General features: G+C 69.0%; 22 protein-coding genes. 13 read left to right on the top strand and 9 right to left on the bottom strand.

What is annotated here, in order from left to right:
• Nucleotides 1-136: 136 nt before the first annotated feature.
• From QOZ89_RS44390 to QOZ89_RS44380, 3 genes are all read right to left on the bottom strand, one after another.
• Complete coding sequence (locus QOZ89_RS44390; protein WP_312630182.1) at nucleotides 137-1,003, bottom strand: mycofactocin-coupled SDR family oxidoreductase; 867 nt, start codon at nucleotides 1,001-1,003, stop codon at nucleotides 137-139.
• A 75-nt stretch (nucleotides 1,004-1,078) separates the two neighbouring features.
• Nucleotides 1,079-2,629: an aldehyde dehydrogenase gene (locus QOZ89_RS44385; RefSeq protein ID WP_312630181.1), complete on the bottom strand. Its 1,551-nt coding sequence runs from the start codon at nucleotides 2,627-2,629 to the stop codon at nucleotides 1,079-1,081.
• A gap of 97 nt (nucleotides 2,630-2,726) precedes the next feature.
• Nucleotides 2,727-4,079: an FAD-dependent oxidoreductase gene (locus tag QOZ89_RS44380; protein ID WP_071048902.1), complete on the bottom strand. Its 1,353-nt coding sequence runs from the start codon at nucleotides 4,077-4,079 to the stop codon at nucleotides 2,727-2,729.
• A 691-nt stretch (nucleotides 4,080-4,770) separates the two neighbouring features.
• Here QOZ89_RS44380 and QOZ89_RS44375 point away from each other — a divergent pair.
• Nucleotides 4,771-5,541 (top strand): TetR/AcrR family transcriptional regulator, encoded by a 771-nt coding sequence (locus QOZ89_RS44375; protein WP_083418639.1) that lies wholly within the window; start codon nucleotides 4,771-4,773, stop codon nucleotides 5,539-5,541.
• A 101-nt stretch (nucleotides 5,542-5,642) separates the two neighbouring features.
• Here QOZ89_RS44375 and QOZ89_RS44370 read toward each other — a convergent pair whose 3' ends face one another.
• The gene (locus tag QOZ89_RS44370; RefSeq protein WP_116271521.1) at nucleotides 5,643-6,431 is read right to left on the bottom strand and encodes an SDR family NAD(P)-dependent oxidoreductase; all 789 of its coding nucleotides are present in this window, start codon (nucleotides 6,429-6,431) and stop codon (nucleotides 5,643-5,645) included.
• A gap of 82 nt (nucleotides 6,432-6,513) precedes the next feature.
• Nucleotides 6,514-7,407: an SDR family NAD(P)-dependent oxidoreductase gene (locus QOZ89_RS44365; protein ID WP_083418640.1), complete on the bottom strand. Its 894-nt coding sequence runs from the start codon at nucleotides 7,405-7,407 to the stop codon at nucleotides 6,514-6,516.
• Between the two features lie 488 nt (nucleotides 7,408-7,895).
• Here QOZ89_RS44365 and QOZ89_RS44360 point away from each other — a divergent pair, with 488 nt between their 5' ends.
• The 4 genes from QOZ89_RS44360 (at nucleotide 7,896) to QOZ89_RS44345 (ending at nucleotide 12,147) form a co-directional block, all read left to right on the top strand.
• The gene (locus QOZ89_RS44360; protein WP_071048904.1) at nucleotides 7,896-9,200 is read left to right on the top strand and encodes a CaiB/BaiF CoA transferase family protein; all 1,305 of its coding nucleotides are present in this window, start codon (nucleotides 7,896-7,898) and stop codon (nucleotides 9,198-9,200) included.
• Between the two features lie 63 nt (nucleotides 9,201-9,263).
• On the top strand, nucleotides 9,264-10,490 hold the full coding sequence (locus tag QOZ89_RS44355; protein WP_071048905.1) for a CaiB/BaiF CoA transferase family protein: 1,227 nt from the start codon (nucleotides 9,264-9,266) through the stop codon (nucleotides 10,488-10,490).
• Nucleotides 10,491-10,527: 37 nt separating this feature from the next.
• Nucleotides 10,528-10,944 (top strand): Zn-ribbon domain-containing OB-fold protein, encoded by a 417-nt coding sequence (locus tag QOZ89_RS44350; protein ID WP_071048906.1) that lies wholly within the window; start codon nucleotides 10,528-10,530, stop codon nucleotides 10,942-10,944.
• Nucleotides 10,945-11,004: 60 nt separating this feature from the next.
• The gene (locus QOZ89_RS44345; protein WP_071048907.1) at nucleotides 11,005-12,147 is read left to right on the top strand and encodes a thiolase family protein; all 1,143 of its coding nucleotides are present in this window, start codon (nucleotides 11,005-11,007) and stop codon (nucleotides 12,145-12,147) included.
• Nucleotides 12,148-12,382: 235 nt separating this feature from the next.
• Here QOZ89_RS44345 and QOZ89_RS44340 read toward each other — a convergent pair whose 3' ends face one another.
• The 4 genes from QOZ89_RS44340 to QOZ89_RS44325 form a co-directional block, all read right to left on the bottom strand.
• A complete protein-coding gene (locus QOZ89_RS44340) occupies nucleotides 12,383-13,210 on the bottom strand; it encodes a FadR/GntR family transcriptional regulator (RefSeq protein WP_071048908.1) in 828 nt (275 codons plus the stop codon).
• A 102-nt stretch (nucleotides 13,211-13,312) separates the two neighbouring features.
• The gene (locus QOZ89_RS44335) at nucleotides 13,313-14,413 is read right to left on the bottom strand and encodes a phosphotransferase family protein (RefSeq protein ID WP_241841731.1); all 1,101 of its coding nucleotides are present in this window, start codon (nucleotides 14,411-14,413) and stop codon (nucleotides 13,313-13,315) included.
• Between the two features lie 242 nt (nucleotides 14,414-14,655).
• Nucleotides 14,656-15,786 (bottom strand): alcohol dehydrogenase catalytic domain-containing protein, encoded by a 1,131-nt coding sequence (locus tag QOZ89_RS44330; protein ID WP_071048909.1) that lies wholly within the window; start codon nucleotides 15,784-15,786, stop codon nucleotides 14,656-14,658.
• A gap of 156 nt (nucleotides 15,787-15,942) precedes the next feature.
• Nucleotides 15,943-16,830: a TIGR03619 family F420-dependent LLM class oxidoreductase gene (locus tag QOZ89_RS44325; protein WP_071048910.1), complete on the bottom strand. Its 888-nt coding sequence runs from the start codon at nucleotides 16,828-16,830 to the stop codon at nucleotides 15,943-15,945.
• A 287-nt stretch (nucleotides 16,831-17,117) separates the two neighbouring features.
• Between QOZ89_RS44325 and QOZ89_RS44320 the strand changes: the two genes are divergently transcribed.
• From QOZ89_RS44320 to QOZ89_RS44285, 8 genes are all read left to right on the top strand, one after another.
• A complete protein-coding gene (locus QOZ89_RS44320) occupies nucleotides 17,118-18,266 on the top strand; it encodes a sugar ABC transporter substrate-binding protein (RefSeq protein WP_071048911.1) in 1,149 nt (382 codons plus the stop codon).
• A gap of 118 nt (nucleotides 18,267-18,384) precedes the next feature.
• Entirely contained in the window at nucleotides 18,385-19,899 is a 1,515-nt protein-coding gene (locus QOZ89_RS44315; protein ID WP_071048912.1) for a sugar ABC transporter ATP-binding protein, read from the top strand.
• 75 nt (nucleotides 19,900-19,974) lie between these two features.
• Entirely contained in the window at nucleotides 19,975-21,273 is a 1,299-nt protein-coding gene (locus tag QOZ89_RS44310; RefSeq protein ID WP_071048913.1) for an ABC transporter permease, read from the top strand.
• 42 nt (nucleotides 21,274-21,315) lie between these two features.
• A complete protein-coding gene (locus QOZ89_RS44305; protein ID WP_083418643.1) occupies nucleotides 21,316-22,815 on the top strand; it encodes an aldehyde dehydrogenase family protein in 1,500 nt (499 codons plus the stop codon).
• Nucleotides 22,816-22,909: 94 nt separating this feature from the next.
• Nucleotides 22,910-23,407: a nuclear transport factor 2 family protein gene (locus tag QOZ89_RS44300; RefSeq protein ID WP_071048914.1), complete on the top strand. Its 498-nt coding sequence runs from the start codon at nucleotides 22,910-22,912 to the stop codon at nucleotides 23,405-23,407.
• 99 nt (nucleotides 23,408-23,506) lie between these two features.
• On the top strand, nucleotides 23,507-24,679 hold the full coding sequence (locus tag QOZ89_RS44295) for an amidohydrolase family protein (protein WP_071048915.1): 1,173 nt from the start codon (nucleotides 23,507-23,509) through the stop codon (nucleotides 24,677-24,679).
• Nucleotides 24,676-25,869, top strand: coding sequence for a thiolase C-terminal domain-containing protein (locus QOZ89_RS44290; RefSeq protein ID WP_071047586.1), 1,194 nt, complete (start codon nucleotides 24,676-24,678; stop codon nucleotides 25,867-25,869). The genes QOZ89_RS44295 and QOZ89_RS44290 overlap by 4 nt, the downstream gene beginning before the upstream one ends.
• Nucleotides 25,869-26,203: Zn-ribbon domain-containing OB-fold protein (locus tag QOZ89_RS44285; RefSeq protein ID WP_312630180.1), on the top strand; the 335-nt coding region annotated here is incomplete at its 3' end. The genes QOZ89_RS44290 and QOZ89_RS44285, both read left to right, overlap by 1 nt.

Below are 26,203 nucleotides of genomic sequence, written 5' to 3'. Positions count from 1 at the left end.
AGCGAAGTGACTGGTCAGGCGCTTTGGAAGCCCCGGCGGTTGGACCGCCGGCGGGGCCGAGCGCGGATGCCCGGCCCCGGTTTCCTGTCGCCCGGCGGATGCGGTCGCCGACGCGGACGCTCGGTTTGGGTGGTGGTTATTTCGCGAGTTGTCCGGCGTCGACGGGCAGGACGATGCCGGTGACGTGGCGTGCTTCGTCGGAGGCCAGCCAGAGCACCGCCTCGGAGATGTCCCGTGCCTCGTTCCAGGGGACTGGCATGATGTTCATGGCTTGGAAGGCGTCGATGGTGTCCTCCTTGGTGGGTGCGGTGAGGTCGGGGCGGAACAGCTGGTAGATCGCGTCGTTGAAGATCATGTCGGTGTCGACGGAGCAGGGCGCGATCGCGTTGACGCGGATCGAGAACGGGCCCAGCTCGTGTGTGAGCGCGCGCATGACCCCGACGGCGCCGTGCTTGGCGGCGATGTAGGCGACCATGTTGGGCAGGCCCTTCAGGCCCATCGTCGAGGTCGTGATGATGATGGATCCGCCGTTACCCTGCTCAATCATCACGGGTGTCGCCGCTTTGGCTGTCTGCCAGACGCCGGTGAGGTCGACGTCGATGACGGCCTGCCAGTTCTCCCTGGTCAGCTCGCAGGCGGTGGCGTAGGTGCCGCCGATGCCCGCGTTGGCGCTCACGATGTCGATGTGGCCGAACCGTTCCTTCCCGGCGGCGACCGCGGCGTCGAGGGATTCCTGGTCGCGGACGTCGACGTGACGGGTGAGGATGTCGCGTCCGGTCGCCGTCACCAGCCGCGCCGTCTCCTCGAGGTCGGCCTCGGTGGCCATGGGGTACGGCGAGAATCGGCTGATGTCCTTGCTGGCCGTGTCGGAGAGGTCGACGGCGATCACAGCCGCGCCTTCCTCGGCCAGGCGGATCGCGTGGGAACGCCCCTGACCTCGGGCGGCTCCCGTGATGAACGCGACCTTGCCCTCGACCCGCCCGCGCCTTTGTTGGTTTGTCACTGTTTCCTCCGGTCCGGAGTCGATGGTGTTGCGCAACCGCGGCGCAGCCGGTAAGCCAGCCGCGCCCCGGGCCGGCTATACGGGCGCCGGGACGCTTTCCGCCGCGGCGAGGATCTCGGCCGGCAGATCGGTGGCGGGATCGACCGAGATGGTCTTGGTCTGCAGGTATTCCGTCAGGGCGGTAATGCCGTGCTCGCGCCCGATCCCGGACTGCTTGTAGCCGCCGAACGGGCTGTTGAGATCGCAGACGTAGGTGTTCACCGAGAACGTCCCGCTACGGATCCGCCGGGCGATCTCGAAACCGTGCAGGGCATCCGCGGTGAAGACGGTGCCCGCCAGGCCGAACCGGCTGTCGTTGGCGATCCGGATCGCATCCTCCTCATCTTCGTAGCGGATGAGGGCGGTAACCGGGCCGAAGATCTCTTCCTGGGCGACGCTCATGTCGTTGCGGACGTCCGTGAGCAGCGTCGGCTCGACGTACCAGCCCCGCGGTAGGTGGGCGGGACGGCCGCCGCCGACGCGTACGGTGGCGCCCTCGGCCAGGCCCCTGGCGATGTGGCCCTCGACCCGGTCGCGATGCGCCGCCGTGATCAGCGGGCCGATCGCCGTGTCGGGTTCCATCGGGTCCCCCACCTTCAGGCTTGAGATTGCTGCCGCCAGCCGATTGGCGATCTCGTCGTAGCGGGCGGCGGGAGCGAGGATCCGGCTCATCGCGACACAGGCCTGGCCCGTGTTCATGGCGACACTGCTGCCGATCAGTGCGGGGACCGCCAGCCCGAGGTCGGCGTCCGAACAGATGATCGCGGCGGACTTGCCGCCCAACTCGAGGACGGCCCGTTTGACCTGCGAGCCGCAGATCTCGCCGATGCGCCTTCCGACGGTGGTCGAACCGGTGAAACTCACCATGTCCACACCGGGATGGCGGACCAGGTACTCGGAGGACTCCGGTCCCGCCGCGACGATGTTCAGCACGCCAGGCGGGAATCCCACCTCGTCCACCAGCTCGGCGAGCACGAAGGACGACAGTGGGTCCTGCTCCGGCGCCTTGAGCACGACGGTGCAGCCCGCGACGAGCGCCGGCGCCGCCTTCTGGGCGGCGCAGGCGAGGGCGAAGTTGAACGCGGCGAAGGTGGCGACCACACCGACCGGCTCCTGGACTACGAGGCTCTTCCCGGCGAACGGGATCGCGCTCGCCCCACCCTCGCCTCCGGCGAGCGGGGACAGGTCGCTGACCCGCATCTCCTCGAAGCGGTAGCTGCTCGCCAGCCGCGCGTAGTAGTTCAGGCTCACCGAGGGGGCCACCGCCTGGTAGAGCTGCGCCTGTAGCAGCGGGGTGCCCATCTCCTCGGTGATCAGCTCGGCGAGCTCCGGCGCGCGCTTTGCGATCGCCGCGGCCAACCGCGCGCACAACTCGCCGCGCTCGGCAGCCGGCCGGCGGGACCAGTCGGTCTCATCGAAGGCCCGCCGCGCGGCCGCCACCGCCGCGTCCATGTCGGCGGTCGTCGCGGCCGGGACGGACCCGATGCGCTCCTCCGACCGCGGCGAGATCACATCGAACGCGGCATCGGAGCGAGGGGCGCTCCAGGCGCCGTCGATGTAGAAGGATGAATACTCACGAACAGCCATGCCTGGCTCCTTTCCTTGCAGGTATCGCGGCCTCACCGCGTTACTCTTGTGACCGCGTTTCTTCTCGCTGCCTTCTCCCGCCGCTGTGGTCTTCCTGTCACCGTGTCGCTTCAGCGGCGAGCGCGGTCCGCGCGGCGGCGAGGCCGAAGACAAGGGCAGGGGCCAGCCCGCCGGCGTAGGCGCCGTGGTAAAGCCCGCCCGCGTCCGCCCCAGCGGCCAGCAGGCCCGGCACCACATCCCCGTCCCGGGCACGCACCCGCGCGTGGCGATCGATGAGCAGCCCCCCGAACGTGAAGGTGATGGCCGGGGCGGCCTCGATCACGTAGAACGGAGGCTCGTCCAGGGGACGCCGGTCGAACTCCCGGGGCGGCGACAAGGCGTCCCCGCCGCGCGCGGCCAGGTTCAACGCGTTGATCGCATCGCGGATCTTCGCCCCGGGGTAGCCCCACTCCTCCGGAATCAGCTCGAACTCGTCGACATCGTTGGCCACCGCGGCCCGCGCGCCCCGCCGACGGCAGATCTCGAACGTGTTCACGGCCGGGATGCCCTCGACGTACTGCCCTTTCATCCAGCTTCGGTAGGCCGCCGCGTCGGCGACCAGCAGCCCCCGTGCCTCCGGCTGCTCCAGCAGGGCAAGCGTCGTCAGATGGTCGCCCACCGTCTCGTCGACGAAACGCTCGCCGCCAAGGTTGAACAACAGACAACGCTCGCTGTAGTAGAGCGTGACGTCGGTGAAGTGCGCCGGATTGTCCAGGGCGACCCCGGCCGGGATCAGATGGCCGTAGAAGCCCGCTCCGTCCTTGCCGAAGGTGCCTCCGGCGGACCGGCCGAGCCGAAGCCCGGCCCCCATGCTGTACGGGTTGGACCGCAGCTCGATCGCCCGCGCCCGCGGATGGATGTGCTCGGCCCGCAGGTCCGGGTCCGCCTGAAACCCTCCCGTCGCCAGCAGCGTCCACCGTGCCTCGATCCGGCGGGTCGACCCGTCGGCAAGCACGCACTCCGCGCCGCGCACGGCGCCGTCGGCCAGCAGCAACGATCGGGTCTGGGTCCCGGTCAGCACCTCGGCACCGTGCGCGTGCAGTAGTTCCGCGCACGCACCGATGTAGTGGTTGGTATCTACCTGGTGCCCGCGCCCGAAACGCAGCACTGTCACCGTCGGACGGCACTCGACTCCCAGGGACCGTATCCACTCGGTACCAGCGGGGAAGCCCTCCACCAGGGCCGCGGCCAGGGTGGAGTCGCCCCGCGGATTGACGGCGCGCAGAACATCGAGTGTGGGCGCCGTCCAGACAAAACCGGCCAGCGCGGCGGAGCCACCGAGCGTGCCCGCCCGCTCGACGACGACAGCCCGGCCGCCGTGCCGCGCCACCCACGCGGCAGCCGTAAGGCCGGCCATGCCGCCACCTATCACCAACAGGTCAACCGGCGGGCCCTGTCGGGCAGCACCCATCTGGGACTCCCTCAATGTCGTCGCGGTTCGTGCTCACCGATTCGGGCCTGGTACTTCACGACCAAGCCGGATGTGAGGTAGGCGCGGCCCGGGTCACGGAACCGTGTCACGGCCACAACCTGCGGCCGCCGGTGTCAGAGGACACCCCACAGCTTCTTGAACTTGTCCTTGAAACCGGCCGGTCCAGGCCAGCCAATTTTTCCGGCGAGAACGACCTTTGCCTGTCCGGCTCAACCAAAGACACTCTTCCCTTGGTGGTCCGGCTCCCGACCGTCGGTCGGTCGGGTGATCGGCCGTGAGTTTACTAAGGGCCCGCGCCAACGGGAAGGGGGAATTTTGGCGGGCGTCCTCGACGCATCTCCTGGCGGGCCTACCCACGCTCTTGACGGGTCTGTCAACGTGGCCTATGGTTCCTCCGACCGTCCGATGGTCGGCCCGGCGCGAGGATTTCGGTCGGGGCTTTCGGATGGGACAGCCAGGCCGACGGCATGCGGCGGCGCGCCGGATGCCACGGCTGGCGCAGTCCTTTTCCAGGATGGTTCCGGCGGCTGGAGAAACAGCCGCTCACCGGTCTTGCGACGCCCGAAGCGGCGCGAACCTGCACTCCTGATAGGGTCGGCAGCGCTCTGTCACCACACGCCGGTCCCGATACCAACAACGGACGACAGGGCACAGTTCGTCAGGAGGAGACCTGAACGCCAGGAACGGCAGCTCGTTCGAGGCCGTCAGGCGCGCGATTGAGGCGGCGGTCGAGCGGGGTGAGCTGACCCAGGCTCAGGCAGCGTGGTCACTCAGCCGACTTGCGGAGGGCTCCGCCGCGCCAACCCCCCGCACCGACGGGACGAACCGCCGCGACGACCTCATCCGGGCAGCCATAGAGATCTTCGGTCGGCGCGGTTACTCCCGCGCCACCCTCGAGGAGGTCGGCAGCCGGGTCGGCCTGACGAAGTCCACCGTGTACCACTACTTCGCCAGCAAGGCAGAACTCCTCGACGCGATCTGCGACGAGGCGACGACCAATGCGGAGGATGCTCTCAGCGGTGGCCTCGCCGTGCCCGGTGATCCCGCTGACCGGGTCCGCGAAGCTCTCCGCCGTTACACACAGACCATGATCCGGCACGGGTCGCTGCCCATCGTCATGCGCCACTTCGACGAACTGACGCCGAACTTCCGCCGGTACCATGAGCGCCGGCGGGAGGCGCTGGTACGTCAACTGGCGGACGCACTCGACGAGGGCGTCCGGGCTGGTGCGCTGGCCAGCGACGACACCGAGATCTCAGCGCTCAGCGCGCTTGGCTCGATCAACTGGCTGTACACGTGGTACCAGCCCCCAGGCCGGCTCTCACCAGACCAGGTCTGCTCCCTGTTGGTAGCCCAGATCATGAACGGCCTGACGCCGAGGCCAGGCGGGCAACTGTCCGCGTCACGGCCGCCCCATCCCGGCAACGTCGCATCACGTTAGCCTCAGCCCCCGGATGCTCTCCCGGTGGCAGGCGGACGACAGCCGGTGCGCCCTGTTGTCGACCGCGTACCGGTCTTGCCGGCCGTGAGCCGATGTGCCCCTCACCCGGCGTAGGGCACGACCGCCTGGCCGCCGTCCACGGGGAGCACCGCGCCGGTGGTGAAACTCGACGCGGGTCCGGCGAAATAGAGAGCCGCACCGACGATCTCGCTTGGCCGACCGCCCCGGCCCAGCGGGAACCGGGCAGCCATCTGCTCGAACGCGGGCATGTCCCAGGCATTGCTGATGTCGGTGAGGAACGGCCCGGCCATGATGGTGTTCACCCGGACCGACGGCCCGAACGCCTGGGCGAAGCCAGCGGTCAGGACGTTGAGACCCGCCTTGGCCGCGGCGTACGGGAGGTCGGTCGGCGTGGGCCGGACCGACGCGACACTGCTGATATTGATGATCGAGCCGCCACCGGAGGCGGCCATCCGGGCGCCGACGAGCGCGGTGAGCCGGAACGGCCCCTTCAGGTTGACCCCGATGACCTTGTCGAAGAGCTCCTCGCTCACCTGGTCGAGGCTGGGGTAGAGCGGTGCCATGCCGGCGTTGTTCACCAGGATGTCGAGTCGGCCGAGCTCGTCGTAGACGGTGTCCACCAGCCGGCCGAGGCCGTCCCAGTCGCCCACGTGCGCCGGGTACGAGAAGGCGCGGACGTCGGTGGTCTTTCGCACCTCGTCGGCAAGCGCCTCGCATGCTTCTGCCTTCCGGCTGACGATCGCCACGTCGGCGCCTGCCTCCGCGAAGGCCAGCACCATCTCCCGGCCAAGCCCGCGGCTACCACCCGTCACCAGGGCCAACCTGCCCGCGAGCGACCGGTCGCCGCCCGCCGCCTGATCCCGTAACACCTTGTCGTCTCCTTCTCCAGACCTAGGACGGCCGACCTGGGAAAACATGGTCACGCCGGTTCGTCGCGGAGCCCTGGGGCACTCACCACAAGGACTCGCCGCCGTCGACGACGAGGTTGACGCCGGTGACGAAACGGGCGGCCGGGCTGCACAGGTACACCGCCGCGGCTGCCATGTCCCGCGCGGTGCCCGCCCGGCCGAGCGGTACCGACGCTGACGCCTCGGCGAAGACCTCCGGGTTTCCCTCCAGTGCCAACGGGGTCGCCGTGATGCCAGGGAGAAGGGCGTTGACCCGGATCTGGTGCCCGGCCAGCTCGTAGGCGGCGACCCGGACGAGCTGGTTGAGAGCCGCCTTGGTGGCCGAATAGGCGAGACGCCCGGGACGGACGCCGAGCGAGCGGATCGACGAGACGACGAGGATGGCCCGGTTCGCGCCGCCGTCCACCGGCCCGCCGTCCACCGGCCCGTTGTCCGCCGGTCCGTTGTCCACCGGCCCGTTGTCCGCCGGTCCACCGGCTGCCAGCATGGCCTGCGCCGCGCGCTGGCAGCCGAGGAAGGTTCCGGTGAGGTTCAGCGCGACGGTCTGGTTCCATTCCTCGATCGGGATCTCCAGGAATGGCCGCATGACCCCGCTGCCCGCGTTGGCGACGTAGACGTCGAGGCGGGGGAAGGCGGCCCGGATCGTACCGAACAACTGCTCGATCGAGTCGGTGTCGCTGGTGTCCGCACGGGCGGCCAGCACGACCTGGTCGGCGCCCGCCCGCCGGCGTAGCGCGTCGCCAGCTCGATTGAGATCGTCAGCGTTACGGGCAACGATCATCACGTTCGCCCCGGCGGCGACGAAGCCCTCCGCGATGCCGAGGCCGATCCCCTTGCTTCCACCGGTCACTACGGTCCAGAGACCGTCGAGTCGGTGATCCGCCTGCCCGGCCGCTCGTCGGGGCTCCGCGAGCAGGGCCCCGTTGACATCGCTCATGGCCTGGTCCTCTCTGCCGGCGCACCGGGCGGCACGGCGATAGCTCGAGGTCGAAGATCCGTCATCGATGCACTCCCCCTGCCGGGCCAGCGGCAGCGGCCGTACTCCGTGGCCAGGGGCGCCGCCGCTCCGGGCTCCCGGTGCCAGCCGGTCGCATGGCCACCCGGGGACTTGCAGTGTTTCATCATGAGAAATAGAGTGCAACGTGTCACACGGCGCGGGCGCATCGCCCGCCCATCCGGCCAGTGTCGGCCGCTCAGCCGTTTCCGCGGGCACCGGGGTGAGCTGTCGCTGTCGCCAGCCGCCCGATCTGCGCAGTCGACCACGAGGAGGACGAGGTGGAGGTTGGGCCGGTCTCCACGGATGAAGGGAGCGGTGCGGTCCTCTCGGGTGACCGCACCGAGCGCGGGGCCACCGGATCCCCGCGGATAGGAAGCGGCCTGGACTACGTTCCGCCGCGCTCGTGGATGCCGTCTGAGGGTGATGGGATGCGTGCCGATCCGATGGTCGACGATGGCAACCGGCGGCCGAGGGGACGGCGCGGGCCGCTCTCCGGCATCCGGGTAGCAGACTTCTGCTGGATGGGCGTCGGTTCGGTGGCCACGCGAATGCTGGCCGACTTCGGCGCCGAGGTCATCAAGATCGAGAACCGTGCCCGCTTGGACACGCCGCGACGCCTTCCCATCTACAAGGACGATCCCCGGTCCTACGGAGCCGAGGACCCGAACCCGGACCCGAACAAGGGCGGCCTGTTCAACAACTACTGCCGCAACAAGCTCGGCGTCACCATCAACATGCGGTCGCCACAGGGCCGCGAACTGGTCGAGAAGCTGATCGGGAAGAGCAGCGTCGTGACCGAGAACTTCGCTCCCGGGGTCATGGAGCGATGGGGGCTGACCTACGAGCGGGTCCAGGAGCTTTCCCCGGAGGCCATCTACGCGCATATGAGCGGGTTCGGCCAGACCGGCCCGTACAGCTCCTACCGCAGCTACGGCCCGATTGTTCAGGCGGTCAGCGGCCTGACGTTCATCAGTGGGCTTCCCGACCGGGAACCGTCCGGCTGGGGCTTCTCCTACATGGACAACCAGGCGGCCTACTACAACAGCGCCGCGCTGCTCATGGCCATCATGCAGCGGAACGCGACCGGAAAGGGCGCCCAGATCGATGTCTCCGCCGTCGAGGCCGGCATCAGCCTGCTCGGTCCCGACCTGCTCGACGTCGCCGTCAACTCACGGCCGACCCGGCGCCCTGGCTTCCCGCCGGGTAACCGGCTGGAGTACCCGCGGGCCGCGCCGCATGGCGTGTACCCGTGTGCCGGGGAGGACCGGTGGGTCGCCATCGCGGTCTTCGACGACACCGACTGGGAACGGCTCGTCGACATCATGGGCGGTCCGGCCTGGACGTCGGATCCCCGTTTCGGGAGCCAGCAGAACCGGTTCGACAACCAGGATGTGCTTGACGCCCACCTGTCGGAGTGGACGAGAAGTCGCGAGCCGCACGAGGTGATGCATCTGCTGCAGCGCGGTGGCGTCTGTGCCGGGGCGGTCCAGGATGCGCGTGATCTGAACGAGGTCGACCCGCAGGTCGCGCACTATGACCTGTTCTTCGAACTCGACCATCCCGTGATAGGGCCGGCCCGCTTCGAAGGAAATCCGATCAGGTTCTCGCGCATCGAGCAGGACAACTGGCGCTCGGCCCCGCTGCTCGGCGAGGACAACTCCTACGTCTTCACCGAGATCCTCGGCCTCTCGGACGACGAGGTGCGCGAGCTCGCCGCCGTAGGCGCGATCTAGCCGGGGCGACGGTCCTGAAGAAATATATGTGATCATTTATTTCGGCCAGCTGAAGGGCCAGAAATGAACGAAACCGACGGCCGGGATGCCACGCCGTACACGGGGCTCGTCGTTGTCGAACTGGCCGATGACCTCGCCGGCGAACAGGCCGGAAAGCAGCTCGCCGAGCTCGGCGCCGATGTCATCAAGGTGGAAACACCGGAAGGATCGCGGTCCAGGCGAACCGGGCCGTTCGCCAAGGATGTCGTCGGGGTCGACACCAGTCTGACGTTCTGGACCTACAACGCCGGCAAACGCAGCGTCATCCTCGACGGTTCCGACTCCGGTCGAGCGGCCCTGCGGGCCCTGATCGCCAAGGCGGACGTCCTGCTGGCCACCCTGCGGCCGAGCGAGCTCGCCGAGGCCGGGCTGGACTACCAGCAACTGCTCGAGACCCACCCGCGCCTGATCGTCCTGTCGGTCACCCCGTTCGGCCTGGAGGGGCCATGGGCCGACTACCGCACATCCGACCTGGTCGGGCTCGCCGCCGGCGGCCCGCTGATGAGCTGCGGCTACGACGATCACTCGATCCCGCCGATCAGGCCCGGCGGCAACCAGGGCTATCAGACGGCGGCGAGCTTTGCCCACTGTGGCCTGTTGCTGGCGTTGATCGAGCGACAGCAGACCGGCGTCGGTCAGCTGGTGGACGTATCGATGCACTGTTCGCTCGCCGTCAGCGGCGAGCTGGCGAACCCGTACTGGTTCTATCCCAAGGTCCTGGTGCAGCGGCAGACCAGTCGGCATGCACAGCCGGAAATGACTCAGCCGGCGCTGTTCCGCTGTGCGGACGACCGATGGATCTATTTCGCGCTCATCCTGGCCGAACAGAAGCCGTGGGAGGCTCTGGTCGAATGGATGGACAGCTTGGGCCTGGCCGTGGACCTGACCGATGCCGAGTACTCGAACCTGACCCACCGGCAGCAGAACTTCCATCACGTGCAGGACCTCATCGAGGTGTTCTTTCTCCTCATGGACTCCGCCGCGGCCTACCACGAGGGGCAGCGGCGCGGCCTGCCCATCGGGCCGGTGCAGGCGCCGGAGGACCTGTTCGACGACCCCCACCTCGCGGCCCGGAACTTCTTCGCACCCGTCTCCGGTGACGAGGGGGTCACCGCGCTCGTCCCCACCAGCCCCTTCCGGTTCTCCTCGTTCGATGTTCCGTCCCCCAGGCGTGCTCCGAGACTGGGTGAGGACACGGCGGAGATCCTCGCCGACCTGGGCGAGGCACAACATCGCGGGATACCCGGATGAGGCGTGGACCCGGACTCACGGGAGGAGGAAACGAGGCGTGACGAAGAGCCGACTGATCGACGACGGACTTTTCATCCAGGCCGACGACGGCCCACGGCTCGTCGGCAGCAGCTGCCGATCCTGCGGGACGACAACGTTCCCCCGGCAGGAGTCCTGCCCAAAGTGCACCCGGGTGGACATGGCCGACAGCATTCTGCCCCGCCGTGGCACCCTCTGGTCGTTCACCGTTCAGGGCTTCCGGCCCAAGCCGCCCTACGCGGGCCCGGCCGAGTTCGTCCCGTATGGCGTCGGATATGTCGAGCTGCCCGGCGCGGTCCTCGTGGAGGCGGTGCTCACCGAGAACGACCCTGAGCGCCTTCACATCGGGGACGAGATGGAGCTGGTTCTCCGGCCGCTGCGGCGCGACCCGGACGGAACCGAGGTTCTCACCTTCGCGTTCGCGCCAGCCCGCTAAAGCGGAACCCGCGGTCGCCATGGGGCATCGAGGCCGTTCTTCAGAGGAAGGGGTCACGTCGTGGACGTCGCCATCGTGGGAATCGGCATACATCCGTTCGGCCGTCACGAAGGGGTGAGCGGGCGGCAACAGGGAGCCTATGCCGTCCGGGAGGCGCTGAAAGACGCCGGTGTGTCCTGGGCGGATATTCAGTTCGCCGTGGGCGGCAGCCACTCGGCCGGCGACGCCGACTCGCTCGTGTCCGACCTCGGGCTGACCGCCCTTCCGTTCGTCAACGTCTACAACGGGTGCGCAACCGGTGGCAGCTCGCTCATCATGGCCGACACCCTCATCCGGTCCGGTGCCCACGACCTCGGAATAGTCGTCGGGTTCGACAAGCACCCGCGGGGGGCCTTTGACACCGATCCGGCCACTCTCGGGATCGGGAGCTGGTACGGCGAGACCGGTCTCATGCTCACCACCCAGTTCTTCGCGCTGAAGGCACAGCGTTACCTGCATGACCACGGGATAAGCCGCTCCGCGTTGGCCAAGGTCGCGGTCAAGGCCTACTACAACGGGTCGCTGAATCCCAATGCCTGGCGTCGCCTCCCGCTCGGCGAGGAAGAGGTCAACGCCTCGGTGATGCTGAGCCATCCGCTGACCCAGTACATGTTCTGCTCGCCGGGAGAGGGCGGGGTGGCGCTGGTGCTCTGTCGAGCAGACCGGGCCCGTAAGTACACCGACAAACCGGTCTACCTCCGCTCAGCGGAACTACGCTCGCGGCTGTTCGGCTCGTTCGAGGTTTTCAGCCCGTGGCTCGCGGTAGAACGGGCGGAGAGCCCCTCCGAGCAGGCTTCGCGCGCCGCTTTCGAGGCAGCTGGGATCGGCCCGGCCGAGGTCGATCTTGCTCAGGTCCAGGACACCGACTGCGGAACGGAGATCTCCCATCTCGCCGAATGCGGCCTGTGTAAGCACGGCGAACAGGAGGAGCTCCTGCGCACCGGCGCGACCAGCATCGGCGGCAGCCTGCCGGTCAACACCGATGGCGGGTGCATCGCGAACGGAGAGCCGATCGGGGCGTCGGGTCTCCGTCAGATCCACGAGAACGTGTCTCAGCTGCGCGGGGCCGCCGGCGCCCGGCAGGTACCCGGCGAACCGAAGGTCGCGTTCAGCCACGTATACGGCGCACCGGGCGTCAGCGCCTGCACCGTGATCACGACCTGACCTGAAGCGCCAGGAGGCGGCACGATCGTCGGGTGAATCCGGCTGGTTGTGCCGCCTATCCTCCCTGTTCGGTGGTGCTTCCTGCTCGGTGGGTCGGCTCGGTGAGGCCCTGCGGTCACCTCCCGGCATCGCCACCCGGCCGACCACTCGAGTCACGCCGCGATGCCGCGGTCCCTGCTCCTGTGCGTACGACCCGAGCGGACACCGACGAGCTTTTGAGCCCGGCGTCGGAGCGTCAGTGCCATTCGATGAGATCGTCGATCTTCGAGCCCAGCCGCTCGCGGTTGTAGGCGCTGATCTCGCCGATGTGCTCCTCCATCAGCATGCGCGCGGCCCTGGGGTGCCCAGCCGCGATCTCCTTGGCGAGCCGGCGGTGCCCCTCGGCGAGGAGGTCGTGCAGCACCCGCGGGTCGTCGGTCGAGGCGACGTGGTGGCTGACGATCAGACCCATGGTCTGCAGGATCAGTTCGAGCACGCGGTTGGACACCAGCGAGGCGACGACGCCGTGGAAACCGCCCTGTTCCTGTACGAACTCCTCCAGGTCTTCGGACGCCACGTGCTCGGCGGTCGGTTCGAGATACGGCGCCATGGCCACGGCCCGGGCCTCGCGGTCGGGGTTGCGGGCGGCAAGTTCGGCTAGCGTGCATTCGGCCAGCGACCACGCGTCGAAGAGCTCGTCATAGGTCGCGCCCGCCATGTGGAAATACAGCGTCGACACCCGCCCGAGATTGGCTGGATCGACGGTGCCGACCACCGGGCCGCCGCCAGGTCCACGCCGAATGGTGATCAGCCCCTGCACCTCGAGCAGACGCAGGCCCTCCCGGAGGGATTCGCGACTCACCTCGTACTGCCGTAGCATCGCGGCTTCGGATGGCAGGCCGTCTCCGGGCTGGAGACCATTCGAAATGATGTCGTGCACGATGTCGCGGGCGACCTTCTCGGAGGTCTTGAGGGAGCGCATCACCGCATTGCCCGAGCCAATCGCGATGCATCCTCGCGACAGCGGCAGATCGCGACCCGCCGCCCGACTACGCGACGCCGTCGCGTTACGACGATCAGGCATGATGTGAGCCTACCGCCTTTCCCGGCGATCGATCATGCCGTGGCGGTTCGGAGAAGTCGCCGCGGCGTTGGGGCAGTTCGGCGGCACCAGCAGACTCGCCGCTCATCCCAGCTCTTCTCGGGCCATGCGAAGAGCGCGGGCGGCGAGCCCCGGAACGCTCTCGCCGCGGCTGACCATGCGTTCGTCGGTGCTGTCGCCCTGGAGATAGCGGTGGTAGAGCTGCTGGCACACGACGGCGGTCCGCCAGCAGGCGAAGGCCTGGTACCAGGAGATCCGCGACACGTCCGCACCGGTCCGGGCCGCATATCGTTCGATGACCTCGGCGCGTGTCGGCAGGCCGAGGGTCTCAAGGCCGGGCACATGTAGCGCGTGGTTGTCCGGGGTGTCGGACGGATCGGGCCAGTACCCCAGCAGGGCGGCGAGGTCGGCCAGCGGGTCGCCGAGGGTCGCCATGTCCCAGTCGAACACGGACGTCACCCGGTCTGGTTCCCCCGGCGCGAACTGGCAGTTGTCAATCTTGAAATCGTTGTGCAGGATCGCCGGTGCCGGCGAGGGTGGGAGCGTGCGTTCGAGCCGCTCGCCGGTCTCGGTCATCGCCGCGTCGGATTCGGGGGCGGCCACGAGTTCCCAGCGGTGGCGCCATCCGGTGACCTGGCGGGTGAGATAGCCCTCGGGCCGGCCCAGGTCGCCCAGGCCGCAGCTCGCCGGGTCGACAAGGTGCAGGTCGGCGAGGGCGTCGACGGTGGCGAGACCGACCCGGCGGGCCGCGTCGGGCAGCGGGCGCATCGAGTCGGGCAGCGCCCCCCAGATCACCACCCCCGACCGGTACTCGGAGACCACGAAGTCGCTGCCCACGACGTCGTGGTCGTCGCAGAACAGGAAGGCGCGGGGCGCCCGGTCGTACCGCCGCCACAGCCTGGACAGCACCCGGTACTCGCGCCGCATGTCATGTGCGCCCGGCGCGATCTCACCGAAGGGCGGCCGGCGCAGCACCAGCCGGACGTCGCCGAACGACAGCAGATAGGTGAGGTTCGCCGAGCCGTTCGGGAACTGCCGCACGGACAGCTCCGTGGGCACGTCGAGCCCTTGCGCGGCCAACCTGGGCACCAGGTAGTCGGCCAGCCGGTCCCACGGCAGCTCCTCGCCCGGCCGGACCGGCGCCAGCTCCGGCGGGTTCTCCGGCGCGCTGTGCTGCACGGTCACGCTTGCCCCCTCCTGTCGCGCCTCGGAATATTCATCATGACATAAACCCCTGCGTCGCGCCGCCACGCCCGACCAGGTCAGAGCTTATTATCATGATGAATATCCCCAGGTCGGGGGTGCGGCCGATGCCGGGCGCATCCTCGGACGATGTCATAGGGGAGCAGCCGGTCCACCTGTACTTCCGTCGAGCCAGGACTGCGACCTGCTGTCTGGTGGCGCCAACTACCGCCGGGAGCATCCGGTCAGGAACCGTCGGAGAGTCGGATCACTCCCCGGACCACGGCGCCGTCGGCCTGGTCTTGATATCCCTGCGGCAACGCGTCGAGACCGTCGTAGTGACGGGTGACGACGAGGTCGAGGTCGTAGCGGCCCCGCTGGTAGAGATCGGCGAGAAAGCCGATTCCCCGCCGCCCGTCCCAGGAGCCGGCGAAGCAGCCGACGACCTGCTTCTCCAGGCTCTGCAGGTTCCGCAGACTGACGGTGGCCACGGTCTCGTCGGCGGGGTGGACGTTTACCACGACGACCCGCCCGCGCTTGCCGACCAGGGCCAGCGCGGGCTCCAGCTGACGCCCGTCACCGGCGGCGGCCGCCATGACGACGTGGTTCGCCATCCGACCGGCCGTCATGTCCCGCACGACGGGCAGCGCGTCGGCGAGACTCGGCACCGCCGCCGCCGCGCCTAGCTTCGTCGCGACGGCGCGCTTGAACGGGACGGGATCGACGGCCACTGTCGCGCGGGCGCCGGCGAAGTGGGCGGCCTGGATGGCGTTGGCGCCGATCCCGCCGACGCCGACGACCACGACCAGGTCGCCGGGCCGGACCTCGGCCGTGTTCAGGACCGCTCCCCATCCGGTGGTCCCCGCGCAGGCCATGGTGCACGCGATCTCGAGGGGGATCGCGCGGTCCACCACGACGCAGCTCGTCTCGTGGACGACCGTGTGTTCGGCGAAGGTGCCCAGGAAGACGAAGATGCCCAGGTCCTCGCCGCGGGCATGATGCCTGGCGGTGCCATCCGAGATCTGGAATCCGGTGCCGGTCAGCGCGCCGCGTTCGCAGAGGTGGGGGAGTGCGTCGAGGCAGGCCGCGCACGCGCCGCAGGGCGGGACGGGGACGCTGAGCACGACGTGGTCGCCGGGCTGGACCCGGTGCACTCCCGGCCCGACGGCCTCGACGACGCCCGCTCCCTCGTGCCCGCCCACCATGGGCAGCCGCATGCCGGGGTATCCGCCCGCGAGCAGGTGTTGATCGCTGTGGCACAGGCCGGTGGCCACCAGCCGGACCAGGACCTCGCCGGACGCGGGCGGATCGAGGGTGATTTCCTCGGTGCTCCATGTCGACTGGCCGGGCCACAGCACGGCCGCGCGTGTCCGCATCCGGACGCCGTCCTCTCGTCACTCTTCTCGTGGGTCCCTTGTGGGTCCCCTCATCGACGTGTCGCGGACCGCCCGTCCGCGCGGGTCAGTCGAAGACGATCACACCGCGGATGTCGCGACCCGCGCTCCGGCCGGTTTCCGGATGACGGCCGCGTCCTAGTTCGACGTTCTGGTCGGAGGTTCCAGTCCGAGCTGTTCGGCGGCCTGGGCCAGGGTCCGCCGTTTCTCCGCGAGGTCTCCCGATGGCCACACCTGGTCGGCCCAGATGACGAGATTGTCTATTCCCTCGGCGTGGTAGCGGCCGATCGTCTCGGCGTCCCATTTCTCGGCGCGGAAGTAGCAGCGCAGCGGGTCGCGGCCCTGCTCGGCGCACAGCTGCGCGATGCGGTCGCGCAGGCGTGCCGCGTCCTCGAAGGAGGGGGTGCCTGAGCTGAACCACGCGTCCCCGAGCCGGACGGCCCGCCGCAGCGCCTTCTCGGAGTTGCCGCCGAGCACCAGCGGGACGTCCACCGGCCCGGGGCTGACCTGGACCTGGCCGAAGGGGAAGCGGGGGCCGGGGTTCTCGAACGGCCCGCCCGCGTAGGCCGCCCGGAGGACTCCCAATGCCTCCTCCATGGCTGCCCCGCGGCCCTGGAACGGGACCCCGAGCGCGTCGAACTCCTCCCGCAGCCAGCCCGACCCGACCCCCAACATCAGCCTGCCCCCGGAGATCTCGTGCACCGTGTGCACCGCGCGGGCGGTGACGAGTGGATGCCGCAGTGGAAGGAGGTAGATGCCTGTCGCCAGCTTCAGGCTCGTCGTGACCGCCGCGGCCGCGGCCAGGGCGGGCAGCGGGTCCGCCAGCTCCGTGGCCGGATCGATGATCGGTCCGGCGATGTGCTGAGGGGCGGCCTCGTCGTTGGTCGGGTGCTCGCTCGAGTACCCCCAGGGCAGCACGATGTGCTCGCCCAGCCAGATCGCGTCGAAGCCGAGCTCGTCGGCGGCCACGGCCAGGTCCAGCAGGTCCCGGGGGTGGAGCCCGTACACCGTCAGGCCGATGCTCACCGGATTGCTACCGTGTCGAAGCTCACAGCCGTCACCTTAAACGTCATGAGGAATCGCCGCAAGAGCCTTGCCCGAACCCCTTGCCATGATTCCTCATGATGTTTAAGGTGTGCGTGACCTGAGTCACTGCCGGAGCCGCTGGGGCCCGACGCGCCGTCCCCGCCGCTGGACGGGCACCCCTTGCCGCGGCTGCGGGGCAACCGAACGATGACGGCGAGCGACGATTCGCCTTGGCGATCAAGCTTCAAACGGCGCTTCGTAAGTAGCACAACACTGGGGGTTACAGCATGCGCACTTCCGCTCGCCGCGCGACCGCGTTGGTCGCCGGATTACTCGTCGCCGTGCTGGCGGCGTGTGGAAGCTCGGACTCGTCCGACAAAGGTGGCGCCAGCCCATCGGGCGCGGCGTCCGCCGACCTTGCGGCGGCGCGGGCCGTCGTGGACAAGTACTCGTCCGTGCCGACCAGCATCGTGCAGGACAAGCCGCTGGGCTCGGCGCCGCCCGAGAAGAAGGTCGCCTTCATCCAGTGCGCGGACCCGAACTGCGCGACTCTCGCCGGGTTCATGAAGGACGCCACCGGCGCGCTGGGCTGGAAGCTGGTGACGTTCAGCGCGAGCGCCGGCGACTACGGCGCGGCCATCCAGCAGGCGATCGACGCCAAGGTTGACTACATCAGCATCACCGGAATCCCGATCGCCCTCTACAAGCCGCAGATGGACGAGGCGAAGGCCAAGGGTATTCCGCTCTTCCACTGCTACAACACGGACGTGCCGGCAGGCCCGCAGAACAACCTCTACTCGGACTGCTTCGACTCGACCGCCGCCAACGTCTACGGCAAGGCGATGGCGGACTGGATGGCGGTGGACGCGGGCGGGTCGGCGAAGGTCCTGGCGGTGACGATCCCCTCCTACCCGATTCTGACCGCGCAGGTGGACTCGGTCCAGGCGGAGCTGGGTAAGAACTGCCCAGGCTGCAAGCTCGACAAGCTGGAAGTCACGGTCAACGACCTCGCCGGCGGCGCCGTCCCGCAGAACGTCACCTCCTACCTGCAGGCGCACCCCGACATCAACTACGTCTACTTCACCTACAACGGCCTGGCCGGCGGGGTGCCCGCCGCGCTGAAGGCCGCCGGTATGGCCAAGCAGGTCAAGCTGGTCGGCACGCAGGGGAACCAGCCGCAGTTCGCCGACGTGGCGAGCGGCACCGCGGCGGCGTGGAGCGCCCTTCCGGAGGAATTCGCCATGTGGACCATGGTGGACCAGATGGCCCGGCTCTCGGTCAACGAATGGTCACTCGAGAACGAGCGGGCGGCCGCCGTACCGCCGTTCTACATCGTGGACGCACCGGAGCTGGCGAAGGATCTCGTGGGTCTGGACCACGGCTGGCCTGGGCCGGCAGGTTACAAGGACACCTTCAAGAAGCTGTGGGGCGTCTGACCGGAGTCCCTTCCGCCGGCGGCGCGAGGTCGACGCGCCCCCGCGCCGCCGGCGGATCCCATGGATTCCCCGACAGACCGGTTTCCGGCGCCGTCGTGGCCGTCTCGTAGGAGAACGGATGAATGAGCCAGCCCTAGAGATCCGCAACCTGTCCAAGACGTTTTCCGGCCAGGTGGTCCTGGACCGGGTGGACCTCGTCCTCGGCGAGGCGGAGGTGCACGCCCTCGTCGGGCAGAACGGCTCGGGCAAGTCAACCTTGATCAAGGTTCTGGCGGGCTACCACCAGCCGGATCCGGGAGCCTCGGCGTCGGTGGCCGGCCGGCCGTTGCAGCTCGGGTCAGCATCGGCGGCGCACGACTCGGGGATTCGCTTCGTCCACCAGGATCTCGGTCTGGTGCTGGAGCTCAGCATCGTCGAGAACCTGATGCTGACGAGGCCCTATCCAAGGGCCTTCCCGGGACGTATTCGCTGGCGGGAGGCCCGGCTGCTGGCCGCGCGGATGTTGGCGCGGGTGGGCCTGGAGACCGACGTGCGTCGGCCGGTCGGAGAGCTGGGCCTGGCGGACCGCACCGGAGTCGCGATCGCCCGGGCGCTGCCCGACCCCGCCCTGGGCAGAGCGGTGCTGGTGCTCGACGAGCCCACCGCGTCCCTGCCTTCGGACGAGGTGGAGCGCCTCCTGGCCACGATCAGGCGGCTGCGGGAGGCCGGCAACGGCATCCTGCTCGTCTCCCATCATCTTGACGAGGTCCTCGACGTCGCCGACCAGATCACGGTGCTGCGAGACGGGCGCAGGGTTGCCTCCACCGCCGGGGCGGGCGTCGACCACGACGGCCTGACGAGGCTGATCGTCGGCCACGACCTGATGGTGTCGACCGGGCGTGAGGAGGCGGTGGCCTCGACGGAGGCGGGCGTTCTCCACCTCGACGAGGTCGCCGGAGGAACGGTCCGGTCCGTGTCGGTCACGGTCCGGCGGGGTGAGATCGTCGGGATCGCCGGCCTCACGGGGTCCGGGCGTGAGGCGCTCGGGGCGATGGTGAGCGGTCGGCTGCCCCGTACCGGGGACCTGATCGTCGACGGAACCGCCGTCGCGCCGGCGGACCCGGCGGCCGCGTTGGCCGCGGGCCTGGCGTTCGTGCCGGGCGAGCGGGCACGGTACGGCACGTTCGCGTCGATGACGGTCCGCCACAACGTGACCATGGGATCCCTGCGCCGCCATGTGCGCCGCGGCCGTATCGACGCTCGATCCGAGCGTCGTGAGGTACAGCGGTGGATCGAGGAGCTCGGCATCGTGACGCGCGGTGTCGACGCCCCGATCACCAGTCTGTCGGGTGGGAACCAGCAGAAGGTGCTCGTCGCCCGAGCACTACGGCTGGAGCCGAAGGCGCTCGTCCTGGACGACCCGACCGCGGGAATCGATGTCAAGGCACGAGAAGCCGTGCACCAGATCATCGAGCGCAGCACCGAGTCTGGTCTGGCGGTCCTCCTGGTCTCGACGGACAGCGACGAACTCGCCCGCCTCTGTGACCGCGTGCTCGTCATGAGTCACGGGCGGGTGGCTCGGGAGATCCGCCGCGGCTCCGACCTCAGTCCGGAAGCCATCGACCACGCGCAGGTGGCGGCGACCGCCGCATGACGCGTCCGGACCTCGTCGCCGCCCGGCACCACATGCCCGTTCAGATCCCCGCCCTTCAGCCTCCGAGGTAGGCCCATGTCAACCCAGGCCAGCGTCCGCCCCACAGCTGACGGCGGACACAGCGAAGACATCGCCGGGCGAGCCGGCGCGCAGCCGGCACCGCGGCTCCGCCAACCGATCAGCGTCGTGCTGGGGCGCTACAGCGCGCTGTTTCTGCTGGCTTTCTTCATCGTCGTCTTCGGGGCGCTGGAACCCGATCTCTTCCTGTCAGCCAGCACCTTCCGCATCACCTTCAGCGAGGGGGTGGTCACCGCCGTCGTAGCCCTGGCGTTCCTCATCCCGCTCGCCGCCGGAACGTACGACCTGTCGGTCGGGGCGATGATGGGCACGTCGCTCGTCATGATGAACTGGTTCGGCGCGAACACCGACATTCCGATCGGCCTCGTCGCGGTGGGCACGGTGGTCCTCTGCTGCCTGATCGGCCTCGTCAGCGGTGTCATCATCGTGAAGTTCCGCGTCAACTCACTGATCGCCACTCTCGGCGTCAGCCAGGTACTCAGCGCTGTCACGCTGAAGGTCTCGAACAACCGGCAGATCACCGGCGCCTTCTCCGCGGGGTTCACAAATCTTGGCGAGAAGATTGTCTGGGGCGTGCCGATCGTCGTGCTGTACCTGCTCGTGCTGGCGGCCGTCATCTGGTTCGTGCTCGAGCACACGCCGGTAGGGCGCTACCTGTTCGCGGTCGGGAGCAACCCAGAAGCAGCCCGCCTTGCCGGTCTGTCGACCACCAGGCTCACCTATGGATCACTGGCGGCGTCGGGTGGAATAGCGGCGATCGCCGGCATCATCTACGCGATGCGGGTTGGCGCCTACAGCGAGCAGGCCGGCCCGGGGCTGCTGTTCCCCGCACTCGCGGCGGTCTTCTTCGGCGCCTCGCAGTTCTCTGGACGCCCCAACGTCTGGGGCACCCTCGTCGCATATTTCGCGCTCGCCTTCGGCGTCAAGGGACTGCAGCTTTCCTTCGGGCCGGGAACGTTCTGGATCCAGCCGCTCTTCCAGGGCATGGCGCTGCTCGTCGCGGTCGGTCTCGCGAGCCGCCAGATAGCCCAGACCAAGCGCAGCCGCCGCACCCAGGCGGCAGCCGCCGCGGCGGAGGCCGAGCAGGCCGCCGCGCCCGCCGCGAACGACGGCGGGCAGGACGCCGCGTCCGCGGCTGAGCCGAACTCCGCGGGGAAGTCGGTTACGACCGCGAAGTCGGTTGCCGCGGGGCTGTCGGTTACCGCGGAGGAATCGGAGAAACGGCCGGCATCGGACCCGGCGACGCCCGGAGAGTCGACGGAGACCGCCGGCGTGGCCGTAGATGCCGCCAAGTAGCCGGCATCCTGACAATCCATCCATCGAACTGGGGTGATTCGGATGAGCAGCACACTGGCGGACCCTGCCACCTACCCGATCTCGGAGACGACGGCTCGACACCTTCGCCGTCCGCTGTTCGGGCACGTCGTGGACGGCGAGGTGGTGCCGTCGCTGGACGGGGCGACCATGCCCGTGATCGATCCCGCCACCGGCAGCCAGATCGCCGTCGCGGCGGCCGGGTCGGCGGCCGATGTGGACCGGGCGGTCGCCTCCGCGCGGGCCGCTTTCGACGACGGCCGGTGGCGCAACCTGGCGCCGCTGGAGAAGGAACGCCGGCTGCGTCGGCTCGGGGCCCTCGTGGCTGAACGCGGATCCGAGTTCGCGGAGATCGACGTGCTCGACGCCGGCCTGCTGCGGATGTACACCGGCTTCATCGTGCAGTTCGCGGTTGACGGCATCGACTACTACGCCGGCTGGCCGTCCAAGCTGCAGGGCGCGATTCCGCCGGTCCCGTCCGACTTCGCCGTCTACCAGCACCGCGAGCCGATCGGCGTGATGGGACTGATCACGCCATGGAACGGGCCGACGGCTGTCCTCGCGATGGTCGCCGCCGTCATCAGCGCGGGAAACTCCGTGGTGTTGAAGCCGGCGGAACAGACCCCGATGGCGGCCGTCATGATGGCGGAGCTTGCGCTCGAGGCGGGCATTCCGCCCGGTGTCTTCAACGTCGTCCAAGGGGTCGGCGAGGTCGTCGGCGCCGCGCTGGTCGAGGCACGCGGTGTCGACTCGATCTCCTTCACCGGCTCAGTGGCCACGGGAAGCGCCATCCAAGCGGCCGCGGCGAAGCGGGTGAAGCGGGTGAGCCTCGAGCTTGGCGGCAAGAGCCCGTTCATCATCTTCCCCGATGCCGATCTCGATGCCGCCGCCGCGACGGCGATGGTCGGGGTGTGGGGGGCGTCGGGGCAGGTCTGCACCGCCGGTTCCCGGGTGCTGGTGCACGAGAGCGTGCACGACGAGGTCGTCAAGCGGATCCTCGACGGTTCACGAGGTCTGCGGCTGGGACCGGGTTTCGACCCGGCCACCGAGGTGGGACCGCTGGTTTCCGCGGAGCAGCTGGAACGGGTCCAGCGGTACGTCGCCGTCGGCCGCGACGAGGGCGCCGAGCTGGCTCTCGGCGGGCAGCGGCACGGCGAGGTGGGTTTCTTCCACGAGCCGACGGTGTTCACAGGGGTGCGTAACGACATGCGGATCGCCCAGGAGGAGATCTTCGGGCCGGTGATGTGCGTCCTGCCGTTCGGCTCGGAGGAGGAGGCCTACGCCATCGCGAACGACACGGAGTACGGCCTGGCGGCCGGCGTGTGGACCAACGACCTCGGCCTCGCGCACCGCGCCAGCCGGGCGCTACGGGTGGGAACGGTCTGGGTGAACACCTACCAGATGGTCCACCCGACCGTGCCCTACGGCGGGGTGAAGCAGTCCGGCCACGGCCGGACCCTTGGCGCCGCGTCCCTCGACGATTTCACCCAGGTCAAGAGCGTGTGGATGAAGGTAGACGGCTGACCGTTCGCTGCGTCGGCACGCGCCAGGCGGGTGGCCGGCACTGGAGAGGCGACGGGACAGGACGCGACGGACAGGATGGAACGGAGAGACGCTGATGGCTGACAACGCGATCCAGGCACTCATCGACCGCACCGAGATCACCGACACGATCTACCGGTACGCGTCGTGCATCGACCGCCGGGACAACGACGGGATACGGGCCGTGTTCGCCGACGACCTGTGGGCGCAGTACGGCAACGCCGACCCGATCATCGGCGGTGACAACGTCGTGAAGTGGATCGACGAGTTCACGCAGGACTGTGTATTCCAGCACCACTTCCTGAGCGTCTACCACGTCGACGTCGCCGGCGACGTCGCCGACGCGCTCGTCTATCACACCTCACACCAGGAGTTCGGCAGCAATCCGGGCACGATGCACATCCTCGTCGCCCGGTATCACTTACAGCTCCGGCGTGACTCCGACGGCTGGCGGATCAGCAGACTCGTGTTCGAGATCGGGTGGGGAGACCGCAGGACCGACTCCACCGGCTACCTGGCGCAGGTCGGGGGCCGCGGTCCCGCGACCCTCCCGTCAGCTCCGCCGGCACGTTGACCAATTCCTCATGACTTGTTAACTCCGTTCTGGATCAAGGCTGGCCGGCTCGTCCCGTGGGAGGGACCGGCCAGCCGAGCCGACCCGAGAGGTGCTCCGATGCCTTCTGTCATCCGCGATATCGCGATCATCGATGCCGACACGCACGTCGTGGAACCGCCCGACCTGTGGACCTCCCGGGTGTCGAGTGCATCGGCCCAGCACGTGCCGCACGTGCGCTGGGACGACCGGGCCGGCGACGAGGCCTGGTTCATCGGCGACCAGCGACTCGCCGCGGTGGGCAACCCGGCCATGGCCGGGTGGGGCGAATACCCGCCGGACCACCCGCGGCGGTGGGCAGACATCGACCCGGTGACCTGGGACGCACGGCTACGCCTCGAACGGATGGACTCCTACGGGATCCATGCTCAGGTGCTCTACCCGAACGTGGCGCTGTTCGACGCCAGCAAGATCCTCGGAATGCGTGACGCCGGGCTTCAGCTCGAGTGCGTGCGCGCGTACAACGACTTCCAGGTCGAATGGGGGAGCGTTGCCCCTGACCGATACCTGGCCATGGCCTCGTTGCCGTTCTGGGACCTCTCGGCGACGATCGCTGAGATGGAGCGCTGTCGGGCCATGGGGCACCGGGGCGTCATCTTCAGCCAGGACCCCGGCTACTTCGGTCTCCCGGTCCTCACGGACCGGCACTGGGACCCCATGTGGGCCGCGGCTGAGGAGATGGGCCTCCCGATCAACTTCCACATCGCGTCGGGCGACCTCTCACCCATGGCGGGCGGGCACCCGGACAACGGCCCGCACGCCAACTACGCCAGCCACGGCGTCTCGTTCTTCATGAGCAACGCGCGGACGATCGCCCAGCTCGTCTGCGGCGGGATCTGTCATCGGTTCCCGGATCTCAACTTCGTGTCGGTGGAGAGCGGGGTCGGCTGGATTCCCTATGCGCTCGACGCGCTGGACTGGCAGTGGAAGAACTGCGGAGTGGCCAAGGAGCATCCGGAATACGAGCTGCTGCCCAGCGAGTACTTCCGCCGGCAGATCTACGGCTGCTTCTGGTTCGAGGCCGAGAACGCGCGCTACGCCATCGAGCGGCTCGGCCCGGACAACATCCTCTACGAGACCGACTTCCCGCATCCGACAAGCATGTCTCCGGGGCCGGCCAGCACGGCGGTCGCTCCGAACGAGTTCCTGGACCATTCCTTCGGAGACCTGCCCGAGGCGACACTGCGCAAGATCCTGCACGACAACGCCGCGCGCCTCTACCGCGTCCGATGACGGCGACGAACGAGGAGTTCCAGCACCGAGACCGTTGCGCGATCGTCGGGATCGGCGCCACCGACTACTCGCGTGACGCCGGTCGCAGCGACCTGACCCTGGCGACCCAGGCCGCGCTGGCCGCCATCGAGGATGCCGGTCTGACGCCGGGGGACATCGACGGCATCGTCCGTTGCGACATGGACAGCGTCCTGCACAACGACCTGGCCGACTCGCTCGGGATACGCGAACTCACCTACTGGGCCCAGGTGGGGCCGGGGGGAGTGGCGCCGTGCGCCATGGTCGGGCAGGCGGTGGGCGCCATCCTCTCGGGCCAGGCGACGACGGTCCTCGTCTTCCGGGAACTCAGGGGACGGTCGGGGCGCCGGTTCGGGCTGTCCGCGGCGGCCGACGCCAGGGTGGGTGGATGGGGCAGCTACGACGAGTTCTTCGCTCCGTACGGGCTGCTCACTCCCGGGCAGATTTTCGCCCTCATGGCCCAGCGTCACATGATCGAGTACGGCACGAAGAAGGAGGAGATGGGCCACATCGCGCTCACCTGTCGGGCCAGGGCGAACGCGAACCCGGCGGCCCAGATGCACGCTCGCACCCTCACCATGGAGCAGTACCTGTCGGCCCGCCCGATCGCCCGGCCACTCGGGCTGTTCGACTTCTGTCTCGAGACCGACGGGGCCTGCGCCGTGGTGGTGACCAGCGCCGCCCGCGCCCGGGACTGTCGAAAGCCTCCGGTCCTGATCCGGGCGGTCGCTCAGGGCAGCGTGCCCGATCCGCAGCCCGGAATCCAGTTCCCGACCCTGATGCGGAAGTCGATCACCGAGCTGCCGGCGAGTTCGGTCGCTCGCACGTTGTACCGACGGGCGGGCCTCGGCCCGCAGGACGTGGACGTCGCCCAGATCTACGACTGCTTCACGATCACCGTCCTGCTTCAGATCGAGGACTGGGGCTTCTGCAAGAAGGGCGAGGGCGGGCCGTTCGTGGCCGGAGGCGAGATCGATCTCGGGGGCAGCATTCCGATCAACACCGGCGGCGGTCACCTGTCCGAGGGCTACATCCACGGCATGAACCACATCCTCGAGGGGGTCCGCCAGATCCGTGGGGAGTCGACCTCCCAGGTCCCGGGCGCCGAGGTGTGCCTGGTGACCTCGACCCCGCTGCCGCCGGGCAGCGCGCTGATGCTGCGAGCGGCCTGATGGACCGGATCCGACGCACCCACCTCGTCCCGGTCGACGACGATCCCGACACCGGGGGATTCTTCGAAGCGGCCCGGCGCGAGGAACTGGTCATCCGGGTGTGCGCGGGCTGCGGTGCCGTTCTTCACCTGCCGCGCGCCTACTGCCACACCTGTGGAAGCTGGGACGGCCGTTGGCAGCCGGTGGCGGGTTTCGGAACCCTCTACTCGTGGACGGTCGTCGAGCACCAGGTCCACCCGTTGTACCCGGTGCCCTACACGGTGGTCCTCGTCGAGCTCCTGGACGTCCCGTCCGTCCGGTTCGTCGGCCACCTTCCCGGTGCTCCCGCCCTCGT

The organism is Pseudofrankia coriaricola (assembly GCF_032027725.1).
Classification (GTDB): Bacteria; Actinomycetota; Actinomycetes; order Frankiales; family Frankiaceae; genus Pseudofrankia.
Note: the sequence above shows the minus strand (reverse complement) of the source record. Positions and strands in the feature narration are given on the sequence as shown.